This is a genomic window from Streptomyces sp. NPDC020898, assembly GCF_044333925.1.
Taxonomy (GTDB): Bacteria; Actinomycetota; Actinomycetes; order Streptomycetales; family Streptomycetaceae; genus Streptomyces.
Window position 1 is genome coordinate 91704 of the sequence record NZ_JBIRRV010000008.1, and the last position, 13607, is coordinate 105310.

16 protein-coding genes and 3 tRNA genes are annotated in these 13607 nt (G+C 69.7%); 14 read left to right on the top strand and 5 right to left on the bottom strand.

The window, feature by feature from the left end; translation table 11 throughout:
* The first annotated feature begins 141 nt into the window (after positions 1–141).
* The 3 genes from htpX to ACH4TV_RS25275 all read left to right on the top strand — a co-directional run bounded on the left by htpX (position 142) and on the right by ACH4TV_RS25275 (position 2105).
* Positions 142–1005, top strand: coding sequence for a zinc metalloprotease HtpX (gene htpX / locus ACH4TV_RS25265; RefSeq protein ID WP_398401807.1), 864 nt, complete (start codon positions 142–144; stop codon positions 1003–1005).
* Positions 1002–1397, top strand: coding sequence for a YccF domain-containing protein (locus ACH4TV_RS25270; protein WP_398401809.1), 396 nt, complete (start codon positions 1002–1004; stop codon positions 1395–1397). The genes htpX and ACH4TV_RS25270 overlap by 4 nt, the downstream gene beginning before the upstream one ends.
* Before the next feature lie 129 nt (positions 1398–1526).
* The gene (locus ACH4TV_RS25275; protein ID WP_398401811.1) at positions 1527–2105 is read left to right on the top strand and encodes an SMI1/KNR4 family protein; all 579 of its coding nucleotides are present in this window, start codon (positions 1527–1529) and stop codon (positions 2103–2105) included.
* A 93-nt stretch (positions 2106–2198) separates the two neighbouring features.
* Here the strand turns inward: ACH4TV_RS25275 and ACH4TV_RS25280 are convergent, their stop codons facing one another.
* Positions 2199–3476, bottom strand: coding sequence for an APC family permease (locus tag ACH4TV_RS25280; RefSeq protein ID WP_398401813.1), 1278 nt, complete (start codon positions 3474–3476; stop codon positions 2199–2201).
* A 210-nt stretch (positions 3477–3686) separates the two neighbouring features.
* On the opposite strand from ACH4TV_RS25280, the gene ACH4TV_RS25285 reads away from it, so the two are divergent.
* Complete coding sequence (locus ACH4TV_RS25285) at positions 3687–3953, top strand: GlsB/YeaQ/YmgE family stress response membrane protein (RefSeq protein ID WP_398401815.1); 267 nt, start codon at positions 3687–3689, stop codon at positions 3951–3953.
* 117 nt (positions 3954–4070) lie between these two features.
* Here the strand turns inward: ACH4TV_RS25285 and ACH4TV_RS25290 are convergent, their stop codons facing one another.
* Entirely contained in the window at positions 4071–4559 is a 489-nt protein-coding gene (locus ACH4TV_RS25290) for a YajQ family cyclic di-GMP-binding protein (RefSeq protein ID WP_398401817.1), read from the bottom strand.
* Between the two features lie 235 nt (positions 4560–4794).
* Here ACH4TV_RS25290 and ACH4TV_RS25295 point away from each other — a divergent pair.
* Both ACH4TV_RS25295 and ACH4TV_RS25300 read left to right on the top strand, forming a co-directional pair.
* Positions 4795–4876 (top strand) — tRNA-Tyr (locus ACH4TV_RS25295).
* A gap of 142 nt (positions 4877–5018) precedes the next feature.
* Positions 5019–5261 (top strand): hypothetical protein, encoded by a 243-nt coding sequence (locus ACH4TV_RS25300; RefSeq protein WP_398401819.1) that lies wholly within the window; start codon positions 5019–5021, stop codon positions 5259–5261.
* 25 nt (positions 5262–5286) lie between these two features.
* On the opposite strand, the gene ACH4TV_RS25305 is transcribed toward ACH4TV_RS25300, so the two are convergent.
* Both ACH4TV_RS25305 and ACH4TV_RS25310 read right to left on the bottom strand, forming a co-directional pair.
* Positions 5287–5943, bottom strand: coding sequence for an SDR family oxidoreductase (locus ACH4TV_RS25305; RefSeq protein ID WP_398401821.1), 657 nt, complete (start codon positions 5941–5943; stop codon positions 5287–5289).
* A gap of 98 nt (positions 5944–6041) precedes the next feature.
* The gene (locus tag ACH4TV_RS25310) at positions 6042–7289 is read right to left on the bottom strand and encodes an amidohydrolase family protein (protein ID WP_398401823.1); all 1248 of its coding nucleotides are present in this window, start codon (positions 7287–7289) and stop codon (positions 6042–6044) included.
* A 299-nt stretch (positions 7290–7588) separates the two neighbouring features.
* Here ACH4TV_RS25310 and ACH4TV_RS25315 point away from each other — a divergent pair.
* The 8 genes from ACH4TV_RS25315 to ACH4TV_RS25350 all read left to right on the top strand — a co-directional run bounded on the left by ACH4TV_RS25315 (position 7589) and on the right by ACH4TV_RS25350 (position 12498).
* Positions 7589–7661, top strand: a tRNA-Thr gene (locus tag ACH4TV_RS25315).
* Positions 7662–7707: 46 nt separating this feature from the next.
* Positions 7708–7780: transfer RNA gene (locus tag ACH4TV_RS25320), tRNA-Met, on the top strand.
* Positions 7781–7868: 88 nt separating this feature from the next.
* The gene (gene rpmG / locus ACH4TV_RS25325) at positions 7869–8033 is read left to right on the top strand and encodes a 50S ribosomal protein L33 (RefSeq protein ID WP_018834916.1); all 165 of its coding nucleotides are present in this window, start codon (positions 7869–7871) and stop codon (positions 8031–8033) included.
* A gap of 135 nt (positions 8034–8168) precedes the next feature.
* Positions 8169–8621, top strand: a complete 453-nt coding sequence (locus tag ACH4TV_RS25330) for a MaoC family dehydratase N-terminal domain-containing protein (RefSeq protein WP_398401825.1) — start codon at positions 8169–8171, stop codon at positions 8619–8621.
* 4 nt (positions 8622–8625) lie between these two features.
* Positions 8626–9054, top strand: a complete 429-nt coding sequence (locus tag ACH4TV_RS25335; RefSeq protein ID WP_398401827.1) for a MaoC family dehydratase — start codon at positions 8626–8628, stop codon at positions 9052–9054.
* Between the two features lie 121 nt (positions 9055–9175).
* The gene (locus ACH4TV_RS25340) at positions 9176–9736 is read left to right on the top strand and encodes a TetR/AcrR family transcriptional regulator (protein WP_398401829.1); all 561 of its coding nucleotides are present in this window, start codon (positions 9176–9178) and stop codon (positions 9734–9736) included.
* Positions 9737–9849: 113 nt separating this feature from the next.
* Positions 9850–11307 carry an MFS transporter gene (locus ACH4TV_RS25345; RefSeq protein ID WP_398401831.1) on the top strand — a complete coding sequence of 486 codons (1458 nt, stop codon included), beginning with the start codon at positions 9850–9852 and terminating at the stop codon, positions 11305–11307.
* 135 nt (positions 11308–11442) lie between these two features.
* Positions 11443–12498, top strand: a complete 1056-nt coding sequence (locus tag ACH4TV_RS25350) for a UDP-N-acetylmuramate dehydrogenase (protein ID WP_398401833.1) — start codon at positions 11443–11445, stop codon at positions 12496–12498.
* Between the two features lie 18 nt (positions 12499–12516).
* Here ACH4TV_RS25350 and ACH4TV_RS25355 read toward each other — a convergent pair whose 3' ends face one another.
* Positions 12517–13548: an adenosine deaminase gene (locus ACH4TV_RS25355; protein ID WP_398401835.1), complete on the bottom strand. Its 1032-nt coding sequence runs from the start codon at positions 13546–13548 to the stop codon at positions 12517–12519.
* Between the last annotated feature and the right edge of the window lie 59 nt (positions 13549–13607).

A 13607-nucleotide genomic window follows, 5' to 3' on the forward strand; every position in this document is an offset into this window, starting at 1 on the left:
CCCGCCTGGCGTTGACCAGTACGGAAGAGTCCACTGGACCTGACACCACGGACCAGTGACAGCAGACCAGCGACCAGAGATCAGCAAGCAGAGATCGACCACGCAAAGGGTTCCCCTGCCGCACCACTTGGAGGGCGTACCGTGCACCGCCGGCACAACGGGCTCAGGACCGCCGTACTCCTCGGCGGACTGTCCGCACTCATCATCGTCATCGGCAGCTTCTTCGGCCGTACGGGCCTTGTGATCGCACTCTTCATCGCGATCGGCACGAACGCCTACGCGTACTGGAACAGCGACAAGCTGGCTCTACGCGCGATGCGCGCCCGCCCGGTGAGCGAATTCGAGGCCCCGGCCCTGTATCGCATGGTCCGTGACCTTTCCACCCAGGCCCGCCAGCCCATGCCGCGCCTGTACATCTCGCCGACCGAGGCGCCGAACGCGTTCGCGACGGGCCGCAATCCGCGCAACGCGGCCGTGTGCTGCACCGAAGGCATCCTGCGCATCCTGGACGAGCGCGAGCTGCGCGGGGTCATCGGCCATGAGCTCAGCCACGTCTACAACCGCGACATCCTCATCTCGTCCGTCGCCGGCGCCCTGGCCTCCGTGATCATGTTCCTGGTCAACTTCGCCTGGCTGATCCCGATCGGCCGGTCCAACGACGACGACGGCCCCGGCATCCTCGGCATGCTGATGATCATGATTCTGGGCCCGCTCGCGGCCACCCTCATCCAGCTCGCCATCAGCCGCTCCAGAGAGTACGAGGCGGACGCGTCCGGTGCCCAGCTCACCGGCGACCCACTGGCCCTCGCGAGCGCTCTGCGCAAGCTCGAGGCGGGCACGAAGCAGCTTCCCCTGCCCCCCGAGCCGCGGATCGAGACCGCGAGCCACATGATGATCGTCAACCCCTTCCGTCCAGGCCAGGGACTCTCCAAGATGTTCTCTACGCATCCGCCGATGGCGGAGCGCATCGCCCGGCTCGAAAAGATGGCAGGTCGCCACCAGTGAAGACAATCCTCAACGTCATTTGGCTCGTCCTGAGCGGCTTCTGGCTGTTCCTCGCCTATCTGCTGGCGGGCGTGCTGCTCTGCATCACGATCATCGGCATCCCGTTCGGCATCGCCGCCTTCCGTATCGGCGCGTACGCCCTGTGGCCCTTCGGCCGCACGACGGTCGAGCGCCGGGACGCGGGCGCCCCCTCCTGCGTCGGCAACGTCCTGTGGCTGGTCCTCGCGGGCTGGTGGCTCGCACTGACCCACGTCGTCACCGGCGTCCTCCTCTGCATCACGATCATCGGCATCCCGTTCGGCATCGCCAACTTCAAGCTCATTCCGGTCTCACTGCTGCCGTTGGGCCGCGAAATCGTGCCCACCGACCAGCCGTTCAGTTCGCGCTGGTAGCAAGGCCGGGGAAGGCCGCCGGCCGCCTCGCCCGACTGTTTTCCACAGCCTGCTGGTGGGATTGCACCGTCATCGGCTGGTTATCCACAGGCCCGCCCGATTGTCGGTGGCGGCCTGCATGATGAATCCATGACCGAGATCGAGCAGTTGCTGACACGGGTGGCAGCCGAGGCGCGCAACACCCGTCCGTGGGGCTGGCCTTCACTCCCCGACCCCGTGGACGCGGCCACGCTCGACCGGGCCGAGACCGCCCTCGGTTTCCCCCTGCCGCCGCTCCTCGCCGCCCTCTACCTCCAGATAGGAGACGGCGGATTCGGCCCGGAGTACGGCCTGTTGCCTCTGCTCGACAGCCCGCCCGCCGGTGAGCCGCCCGTCGTTGCTCAGTACCTCGCCAACCGCGAGGAGGGCCGCAAGGACCTGGACTGGCCCTGGCCCGAGGGCATCCTGCCGATATCCCACTGGGGCTGCGGGATGTACGCGTGCGTGGACTGCCGCACACCGGAGGGCACCGTCCTGCTCTTCGAGCCGAACGCCCACGACGCCGACCACGCGTGGTACGCCGACGCCCCCAGCCTCGCGGAGTGGCTGCACACGTGGCTCGACGGCAAGGGCTGGTACGAGGAGTCCAACGACGATACGGACCTGAAGCCCTGGCCCGACTTCCGCATACGTACGGCGACGACGACGGCAGAAGCACAGGCCTCGTAACCGACCTGGAGTCCGTCAACGGCGGCCGTCGCAGTCTCCACCCGCCCCGGCTCCCAGGCAGCCACCACCCTCCCAAGCCGCCCAGGCGGAAGATCAGCGCCCTGTGCGCCCCGGCGACCGCGAAGCCAGCCATCGCCGTACGCCGTATGCGGCCGCCCCCAAGCCCAGCACCCCTGCGCCCGCGACCACCGACACCCCCGGAAGCGCGAACGCCAGCGTCACGCAGCCGAGGAGCCCCACCACCGGCACCACTCGTGACGCCGGAGCCGAACTCAGCGTCCAGGCGGAGGCGTTGGCCACCGCGTAGTACGCCAGCACCCCGAAGGAGGAGAAGCCGATAGCGCCCCGTACGTCCACGGTCGCGGCCAGCACCGCGACCACCGCGCCCACCGCCAACTCGGCCCGGTGCGGCACCTGGAACCGAGGATGCACGGCGGCCAGGGCACCGGGCAGGTGACGGTCACGGGCCATGGCCAGCGTCGTCCGTGAGACGCCCAGGATCAGGGCGAGCAGCGAGCCGAGGGCGGCCACGGCGGCACCGGCCCGCACCACCGGCACCAGCCCGGGCATGCCCGCCGCCCGTACCGCGTCGGCCAGTGGAGCGGTCGCGTGCCCGAGCCCACCCGACCCCAGCACGGAAAGGACAGCCACCGCCACCGCCACGTACACCACCAGGGTGATGCCCAGAGCCGTCGGGATCGCGCGGGGGATGGTGCGCGCGGGATCCCGTACCTCCTCGCCGAGGGTCGCGATGCGGGCGTACCCGGCGAACGCGAAGAACAGCAGTCCGGCCGCCTGAAGCACTCCATCCACCCCGCCGGAGGCCCCGGCGTCCAGACGGCCGGCATCGGCGACCTCGGAGCCCAGGCACACGACCACCACGGAAGCGAGGACAGCGAGGACCACTGCCACGATCGCCCGCGTCAGCCAGGCGGACTTCTGGATGCCGCCGTAGTTCACCGCGGTCAGCGCCACCACGGCCGCGACCGCCACCGCGTGCGCCTGCCCCGGCCAGACGTACGCCCCCACGGTGAGCGCCATCGCCGCACAGGAGGCCGTTTTCCCGACGACGAACGCCCAGCCGGCGAGATAGCCCCAGAAGTCGCCGAGCCGTTCGCGCCCGTACACGTAGGTGCCGCCGGAAGCGGGATAGAGGGCGGCCAGCCGGGCGGACGACATGGCATTGCAGTAGGCGACCACTGCCGCTGTGGCGAGCCCCAGCAGCAGCCCGGATCCGGCCGCGCGTGCGGCGGGCCCCAGGGCCGCGAAGACGCCGGCCCCGACCATCGAGCCGAGCCCGATGACCACGGCGTCCCCGACGCCCAGGGTGCGTCGCAGCTCGGCGGGCGATTCGGCATCGGACTGTGTCATGCGCCGCACCCTACTGACCGGTGCAACCGCCAGGCATCGCGTTGACGTCGTGTACAGCAACACGGCACCAACAACGCGCGAACACGAACGCACCGACACCAACGCGACCAGGCCGGCCGGCGGTAGATCTCGGCATCACGCCACCAAAGGGCCGACCAAGTCACAGTGCCGGGACAGTTCGAGCACAGTACAGAGGGGCAGGTTCAGGGCATGAGCATCATCGGCTGGATCATCCTGGGGCTGTTGGCCGGGGCCATCGCCAAGTTCCTGCTGCCGGGACGCGACCCGGGCGGCTTCATCGGCACGACGGTCATCGGCGTCGCCGGCGCGTTCATCGGCGGCTGGATCTCGGCGCGCTTCCTCGACCACCCCATCAGCAAACAGTTCTACGACGGCACCACGTGGGCGGCGGCGGTCGGCGGCTCGCTGGTGCTGCTGGTCGCGTACCGCATCCTGTTCGGCAACTCGCGCGACTGAGCGCGCACCTGATCCGCAGCCGGCAGAAGGGAGGGGCGGGCACCGCGGGGTGCCCGCCCCTCTTCCGGCTCAGCCGACTGCCGAACCGCGGTGAGCCACGCCTGAACCACTCGTTGACTACCGGTAGTTCACGAACTGAAGTGCGAAGTCGAAGTCCTTGCCCTTGAGCAGTGCCTGCACAGCCTGCAGGTCGTCACGGCTCTTCGAACTGACGCGCAGCTCCTCGCCCTGGACCTGAGCCTTCACGCCCTTCGGGCCCTCATCGCGAATGATCTTCGCGACCTTCTTCGCGTTGTCCTGGGAGATGCCCTCCTCGATCGAGGCGAAGATCTTGTACTCCTTGCCGGAGAGCTGAGGCTCACCCGCGTCCAGGGCCTTCAGCGAGATGCCGCGCTTGATCAGCTTGGTCTCGAACACATCGAGGACCGCCTTGACCCGCTCCTCGGAGTTCGCCTCCATGAGGATCTTCTCGCCGGACCACGCGATCGAGGCACCCACGCCCTTGAAGTCGTAGCGCTGGGAGATCTCCTTGGCGGTCTGGTTGAGGGCGTTGTCGACCTCCTGCCGCTCGACCTTCGAGACGATGTCGAAACTGGAGTCGGCCATGTCCTGTGGCTCCTTGTATGGGGTGCTTGTCGGGTTCTGTGGGGTGTGTATCGGCATGCGTCAGGGCAGCAGCCGAGCCCGGCGTACGTCCCGGGCCGCATCCGCATAAGCCTAGCCACCCCCTCCCCTCCGGGCGCCGCTCAATCGAGTGGCGAAGCACCCCTGTCCATCGGGTATCGTTTACGTCGTTGCCAAAGAGCACCGTCGAAATACGGTTCGAAGGGCAGCAAACCTTGGCGGTGTGCCCGAGCGGCCAAAGGGAGCAGACTGTAAATCTGCCGGCTCAGCCTACCCAGGTTCGAACCCTGGCGCCGCCACAGTGAGAGATCCTCTCTGATCTGCGATTACGCAGACCGGAGAGGATCTCTTTTGTTTCCGGGTGAGACTCGGGCGTGGACGAGACGCGGACGGAGTCAGGTGAGGAGTCTCACGTGGGGGTGTCCAGGGCACACTGATCCCATGCCATCGCCCTCACGAGCGTCGTTCGCGTCGTCGGCCCGTCGCCGGAACTGTCCCGAGTGCCGTCGTGAGATCGCTGTCGTCGCAGGGCGGTTCGCGCGCCACGATCCGCCGGGGGCCCACCGGAGTGGCGAACTCGTTTCATGTCCGGGTTCACGGCGGCAGGCGGAACTCGGGGCGGCCCAGCCCTCGTTGGACGGGTACGTCCAACCCGGATTCCCCGGCCAGTTGCCCCTCTTCTAGTTTCCGACCCCTGTCGGTCGGCTCCTCAGTTCCCCGCGACCGACTTCACCGCCACCGAGACCGGCGTCGATCCGCCCACCAGCTCCAGCGTGAGGCCCGCTGTCGCCGGCGTGTCCAGCAACTCCGTGAGTACGGCGGCCACATCGTCGCGGGGGACCGCGCCGCGCCCCGTGTCGGCCTCCAGGCGTACGCGGCCCGTGCCGGCGTCGTTCGTCAGCGCGCCGGGGCGCAGGACCGTCCAGTCGAGGGCGTCCAGACCGCTGACGTACGCGTCCGCTTCGCCCTTCGCCCGCAGGTAGACGTCGAACACGTCGTCGCCCGGGTGGGCCGGGTCCGCGCCCATCGACGACACGACCACGTGCCGGCGTACCCCCGCCCGAACCGCCGCGTCCGCGAACAGCACCGCTGCTCCCCGGTCCACGGTCTCCTTGCGGGACGTCCCGCTGCCCGGGCCCGCGCCCGCCGCGAAGACCGCCGCGTCCGCGCCCCGCAGCAGTTCCGCCACCTCCTCCACCGACGCCGACTCCAGGTCGCACACGACCGGTTCCGCGCCGGCCGACCGCAGATCGTCGCCCTGTTCGGGGCGGCGGACGATGCCCGCGACCTCGTCACCGCGTGCGGCGAGCAGACGCTCCAGCCGCAGCGCGATCTGACCATGACCTCCAGCGATGACTATGCGCATGCCTTTGACCGTACGCCCGGACGGACCCGTTCGCCGCACAGCCCCTACGACGTCCGTCGCTTCCGGTACGGCCCCGCCCGCCCCATCCGCCACTCACCTCACGACAGTTCCGTACGTCCCTGCCTTGGCAGGTCCAGGGCCGCCGCGGCCGCCGAGTTGCAGTACTCCCGTACCGCGCTCGTCCGCGCTACAACGCGCCCCCTGTGCACCACGATTCGGCTGTAGGCGAGGGACAGCGCGCCTGCCAGACGGTCGCCCCGCACGGCAAGCAGTTCCGCCGGGAAACCGGCCTCCACCCGTACCTCCGGCAGGCCGAGCACCGATCGCGCGGACGCGCTCACGGCGTCGTACGCCTCCTCGGGGCGCAGGCCGTGGCGGGAGGCGAGCAGATACGCGGCCTCCAGGGGGTCCCCGCGGCCCACCGGGTTCGACACGTCCCGCAGCGCGCCGCTGCCCGCTGCGACCCGGACTCCGGCCGCCCGCAGCAGTCGTACCGGAGCAGTGGCGCGGCGCTCAGCGCCCCCGCAGCCGCCCTGTGGGAGGCACACCACCGTCACGCCGGCCGCCGCGAGCTGGTCCGCGGCCCGGGAGGCCGCCTCGGCGGGCAGACGGCCGAGGCCGCCGCAGGGGCCGAGGGTCACACCGGGGCGCAGACCGCCCGCCATCGCCGCGAGACGGGCGAGGCGGGCCGGGTCGTCGCCGTCCGTGTGCAGGTCGACGGGGCAGCCGTGCTCGGAGGCGACCTCCAGGACCGCCTCCACGTAGCCGGTCGGATCGGGGTCGCGGTCCGGGCAGCCGCCCACCACGGACGCGCCCATCTTCACCGCGTCCCGCAGCATCGCCAGACCGTCCGCTCCGGCGACGCCGGTCAGCACCCGGGGCATCGCCACCGTCGTCAGCTCGGTCAGCCCGCGCAGCGCCCGCCGCGCCTGGAGCACGGCGCCCAGCGCGCCCAGCCCCGGTACGTCGCCGATGCGGATGTGCGAACGCAACGCCGTGGCCCCGTGACCGAGTTGCAGCAGCGCCGCCTCGGTGGCCCGGCGCTGGACATCCTGCGGATCGTACGAGACCGGGCCGTCGGCGTCGGCCGACAGAGCCGTGTCGCCGTGGGCGTGCGGTTCGGCGGGGGCCGGCAGGAGGAGGTAGCCGCTGAGGTCCACCCGCGTCGCGTACGCGCTGAGGCTGCCGACCGTGCCGACCGCCTCGATACGCCCGCCACCCAGCCGTACGTCCACGGTCCGGCCGTCGGTGAGGCGCGCCCCGCACAGGAGGAGAGCGGCCGGGTCTTCCGAGGAGGCGGCGGACGAGGACGAGGAGTGGGGCGGCTGCGGCTGGCTGTCGGGCATCGCGCTCCTGTGCTCGGGGGCGGCTGCGCGCAAGGGGGACACAGGATCACGCAGAGTGAGTCGAGCCTAGGGCGGCCGTCCGCCCGTGTTGCGGAGGAGCGCAATAGTCGTACCGGTGTGGTCCGCCGTATGAGAAAGGTCGCAGGCGAGGGCGTGTGGGAGCGGTTGCGGGAGGGGGCTCCGGGGCCGTTGGGAGAGGGGTTTTCGGGGCGCCGAACGGCTGCCGGAACAGGCCGGGGCGGGTGCCGCGAAACGGATTTGGGTGAACGGTGGCCGAGCGTGTAATGTCTTCATCGCTCGCCCCAATAGCTCAGTCGGTAGAGCGTCTCCATGGTAAGGAGAAGGTCTACGGTTCGATTCCGTATTGGGGCTCTGGTGTGAGAGGTTCCCGTCGCAAGGCGGGAGCTGATCGCATCACAGCGGTGTAGCTCAGTCGGTAGAGCAAGCGGCTCATAATCGCTGTGTCACCGGTTCAAGTCCGGTCACCGCTACTGACAGTAGCCGATTGCGGGGTCGGTCCTTCGATCGGCTACTCTTTTATGCGTTCATCGTCCCATCCGTTCGTCAAGGAGCACTCCTGTGGCTGCCACCGACGTCCGCCCGAAGATCACGCTGGCCTGCGTGGAGTGCAAGGAGCGGAACTACATCACCAAGAAGAACCGGCGTAACAACCCGGATCGAATGGAGATGAAGAAGCACTGCCCGCGTTGCAATGCGCACACCGCGCATCGCGAAACGCGATAGTTAGATCAGGCTCGTACACGAGGCCGTCCCCCGCTTGTCGGGGGGCGGCCTCGCGTCGTTGTGCGAGCTCGGAAGCCAGTGCGAACCAGCGAGTACCAGTGAGTACCAGCGTGCGAATCAGGAGGTACCGGGATCATGGCGCTCGACCAGTCCTTCGTGGGGCGGTCCTATCCGCCCACCGACCCCTATGAGGTCGGCCGGGAGAAGATCCGCGAGTTCGCGGAGGCGGTGGGGGACGCCAACCCCGCGTACACGGATCCCGAGGCCGCCAAGGCCCTCGGCCACCCCGATGTGATCGCCCCGCCCACGTTTGTGTTCGCGATCACTTTCAAGGCGGCGGGAGAGGTCGTGGCAGACCCGGGGCTCGGCCTGGACTACAGCCGTGTGGTGCACGGCGACCAGAAGTTCTCCTACGTCCGTCCGGTCCGCGCGGGTGACCGGCTCACCGTCACCTCGACCATCGAGGCGATCAAGTCCATGGCGGGCAACGAGATCATCGACATCCGCGGCGAGGTCCACGACGAGGCGGGCGAGCATGTCGTGACTGCCTGGACCAAGCTCGTCGCCCGCAAGGCCGAGGAGGCGTGAGCAGATGACCACCAAGATCACATACGCGGATGTCGAGGTCGGCACGGAGCTGCCCGCCCAGACCTTTCCTGTGACCCGTGCCACGCTCGTCCAGTACGCGGGCGCATCCGGGGACTTCAACCCCATCCACTGGAACGAGAAGTTCGCGGTCGAGGTCGGTCTGCCCGACGTCATCGCGCACGGCATGTTCACCATGGCCGAGGCGATCCGTGTCGTCACCGACTGGGTGGGCGACCCGGGAGCGGTCGTCGAGTACGGCGTCCGCTTCACCAAGCCGGTCGTCGTCCCGAACGACGACCAGGGCGCCACCGTCGAGGTCAGCGGCAAGGTCGGGGCCAAGCTCGACGACAACACGGTCCGCGTCGATCTCATCGCCATGTGCGCCGGCCAGAAGGTGCTGGGCATGTCCCGGGCTGTTGTCCGGCTGAGCTAAGTACGGAACTGACTACCGAGCTGGGTACGGAAGTTCGGGTAAGGGGCGTTCGCCATTGGCGGGCGCCCCTTACCCGTGCCCCCTCCTGACTTGGTTAGTGATTGAGCACTCACTTCGATGCATGGTCAGGATGAGCGCAGAGGAGCGACGCGAGAGCGTCATCCGCGCAGCGATCGCCGAGTTCGCTCAGAAGGGCTTCTACGGCACGTCCACCGAAGTGATCGCCAAACGGGTGGGCGTCTCGCAGCCGTACCTCTTCCGACTCTTCCCGGACAAGAAGGCCATTTTCGCCGCCGCCTCCCGGCGGTGCATCGGCGATGTGTGCCGGGTCTTCGCGGAGGCGTCCGAGGGGCTGGAGGGCGACGAGGCCCTGCACTCCATGGCGAACGCGTACACGCAGTTGATCATCGATCACCCCGAGCGGCTGCAGATGCAGATGCAGGCGTACGTCACCGTCGCCGCCGCCGAGGCCGAGGGTGACCATGAGTTCGGCGAGGCCGTACGGGCCGGCTGGATGAACCTCTGGGAGACCGTGCAGGTGCCCATCGGGGAGGAGACGACGACCTTCATGGCGTACGGAATGCTCGTCAACACCCTTGCGGCCATGGGGTTTCCGCCTGGTCATCGGGTCTGGCAGGGGATGTACCCGTCGGCGCAGATCAAGGGGAATCCCGAAGCCTGAGGGGTGCGGGCACGTGTCCGTGGCCTTCGTCTGCCCTGAAAAGTTAGTGATCAATAACTAAATTTGAACCACCTCACCGAAACCGCCGATAGCGAGCATCCCCAGGGGGAGCGATGTCGCTACAGGAGAGCAAGCAGGGCAGGACCGACGGACCACGGGGCCGAGCCGTCTGGGCCCTCGTCATCACCAGCGTCGCCGGTTTCATGGCGGCCCTCGACAACCTCGTCGTCACCACCGCGCTGCCCTCCATCCGCAAGGATCTCGGGGGCGGCCTGGACGACCTGGAATGGACCGTGAGCGCCTACACGCTCACCTTCGCCGTGCTGCTGATGTTCGGCGCCGCGCTCGGTGACCGCTTCGGACGGCGCCGGCTCTTCCTCGCCGGGCTCACCGTCTTCACCGCCTCCTCCGCCGCCGCGGCCATGGCGCCCGGCATCGACTCGCTGATCGCGGCCCGCGCGGTCCAGGGCGTCGGCGCGGCCATCATGATGCCGCTGACGCTGACCCTGCTCACGGCCGCCGTCCCGGTCGCCAAACGCGGGATGGCGTACGGCATCTGGGGTGCCGTGAACGGGCTCGCCGTGGCCTCCGGGCCGCTTATCGGTGGCAGCCTCACCGAGCACATCTCCTGGCACTGGATCTTCTGGCTGAACGTCCCGCTGGGCCTCGCCCTGCTGCCGCTGGCCCGGCTGCGCCTCGCCGAGTCGTACGGCACCGGCGCACCGCTCGACATCATCGGCACCCTGCTGGCCAGCGGCGGCCTGTTCGGCATCGTCTACGGGTTCGTGCGCGGGCCGGCCGACGGCTGGACCAGCTCCTACGTCCTGACCGGACTGCTCGCGGGTGGCGCGCTCCTCGTCGCCTTCGTCGTCCACGGCATCCGTGCGAAGAACCCGATGCTGCCCATGCGGCTCTTCCGCTCCCGCGCCTTCGCCGGGATCAACGCGGCTTCCCTGCTGATGTTCCTCGGGATGTTCGGGTCGATCTTCCTGCTCAGCCAGTACATGCAGGGCGTGCTCGGCTACTCGCCCACCGAGGCGGGCCTGCGGATGCTGCCCTGGACCGGTATGCCGATGCTCGTCGCGCCGATCGCCGGCATCCTCTCCGACCGCATCGGCGGCCGGCCGGTCGTCGCCACCGGCCTCTTCCTCCAGGCTGCCGGCCTCGGCTACATGGCCTCCGTGGTCACCGCGGACGCCTCCTACGCCATCCAGCTGCCCGGCCTGATCATCAGCGGCATCGGCATGGCCCTGTTCTTCGCCCCGGCCGCCAATCTGGTGATGTCCAGCGTCCGCCCGAGCGAACAGGGCATCGCCTCCGGTGCCAACAACGCCCTGCGCGAGGTCGGCGGCGCCCTCGGTATCGCCGTCATGGCGTCGATCTTCGCGGCCCAGGGCGGTTACGAGACCGGCCAGACGTTCGTCGACGGCCTGCGGCCCGCCCTGGTGGTCGGCTCGGCGATGGTGGCACTCGCCGGCATCGCGGCCCTGCTGATCCCGGCCGCCCGCCGCCACGCCCCGGCGACGGGCCAGGAAGAACCGGCCCCGGTCCTGGAGACGGCCGCCCACTGAACCCTGTACGACGAGCGACGACCGCTGCACGCGCGCGTACGGCCCCGATCCTCACCGGTGGGCCGTACGCGCGCGTACAGCCTGCTGTCGGATTGGCGTCCTGGGCTGTCAGTGGGGTCTCGTAGTCTTGGGCGCGTGCAGGAAATCCACGACGCTCCTCTCGCCCCGCTGACCACCTTCCGGCTCGGCGGTCCCGCGGACCGGCTGATCACGGCGACGACCGACGCCGAGGTGATCGCCGCCGTCCGTGCGGCCGACGACTCCGGGACCCCGCTGCTGGTCATCGGCGGCGGCTCGAACCTGGTCATCGGCGACAAGGGGTTCGCCGGGACAGCCCTGCGGATCGCCACGACCGGCTTCGACCTCGACGGTACGGGGCTCGAACTGGCCGCCGGCGAGGTGTGGACCGAGGCCGTCGCGCGTACGGTCGGGGCCGGGCTCGCCGGGATCGAGTGCCTCGCCGGGATTCCCGGTTCCGCGGGCGCGACGCCCATCCAGAACGTGGGTGCGTACGGGCAGGAGGTGTCCTCGACCATCACCGAGGTTGTCGCCTACGACCGGGCCACCCGCGAGACGGTCACCCTCGCCGGCGCCGACTGCGGCTTCTCGTACCGACACAGCCGTTTCAAGGCCGCCCCCGAGCGCCATGTCGTCCTGCGCGTCCGCTTCGCCCTGGAGGACGCGGACGGGCTGTCGGCGCCCCTGAAGTACGCCGAGACGGCCCGCGCCCTCGGCGTCGAGCCCGGCGACCGGGTGCCGCTGGACGCGGCCCGCGAGACCGTGCTGAAGCTGCGTGCCGGCAAGGGCATGGTCCTGGACCCCGAGGACCACGACACCTGGTCCGCCGGGTCCTTCTTCACCAACCCGATCCTCACCGACGCGGAGTTCGCCGCCTTCCACGCGCGCGTGTCGGAGCGGCTCGGCACCGACGCCGTACCGCCCGCCTACCCGGCGGGGGAGGGCCGTACCAAGACCTCGGCGGCCTGGCTGATCGACAAGGCCGGCTTCACCAAGGGGTACGGCACCGGTCCCGCCCGCATCTCCACCAAGCACACCCTGGCCCTCACCAACCGCGGCAAGGCCACCACGGAGGACCTGCTCGCGCTCGCCCGCGAGGTCGTCGCCGGCGTCCGGGACGCCTTCGGGGTCACCCTCGTCAACGAACCGGTGACGGTCGGCGTCAGCCTCTGAGACCCCCGGCGACATCGCTCAGTCGGCCAGCCACTCGTCGATCCCCGCCAGCAGCTTCGCCCGTACGTCCTCCGGCGCCGCCGAACCCCGTACCGACTGCCGGGCCAGTTCGGCCAGTTCCGCGTCCGTGAACGCGTGGTACTGGCGTGCGATCTCGTACTGGGCCGCCAGCCGGGAACCGAAGAGGAGCGGGTCGTCGGCGCCCAGCGCCATCGGGACACCCGCTTCGAACAGTTTCCTCAGGGGTACGTCCTCGGGCTTCTCGTAGACCCCCAGGGCGACGTTCGATGCGGGGCACACCTCGCAGGTGATCTGGCGGTCCGCGAGGCGCTTCAGCAGCCGCGGGTCCTCCGCCGCCCGCACTCCGTGGCCGAGCCGGGTCGCGTGCAGGTCGTCCAGGCAGTCGCGGACCGACGACGGGCCCGTCAGCTCGCCGCCGTGCGGGGCCGACAGCAGGCCCCCTTCACGCGCGATGGCGAAGGCCCGGTCGAAGTCCCGGGCCATGCCCCGCCGTTCGTCGTTCGAGAGCCCGAAGCCCACGACACCCCGGTCCGCGTACCGCACGGCCAGCCGGGCCAGCGTGCGCGCGTCCAAGGGGTGCTTCATACGGTTCGCGGCCACCAGGACCCGCATCCCGATCCCGGTCTCCCGCCCGGCCGCCTCCACGGCGTCCAGGATGATCTCCAGCGCCGGGATGAGACCGCCCAGGCGAGGGGCGTACGACGTCGGGTCGACCTGGATCTCCAGCCAGCCCGAGCCGTCCTTCACGTCCTCCTCGGCGGCCTCGCGGACCAGCCGCTGGATGTCCTCGGGCTCGCGCAGACAGGACCGGGCCGCGTCGTACAGCCGCTGGAAACGGAACCAGCCCCGCTCGTCGGTCGCCCGGAGTTTCGGTGGCTCGCCGCTGGTGAGGGCGTCGGTCAGCGCCTCGGGCAGCCGCACACCGTACTTGTCGGCCAGTTCCAGCAGGGTCGCGGACCGCATCGACCCGGTGAAGTGCAGGTGCAGATGGGCTTTCGGCAGTTCAGAGACATCACGTACGTGCTCCATTCTCGGATCCTGCCGTACGTCCCGGTCGAATCGGTAGCGCTTTCCCTGAACGTGGTCTT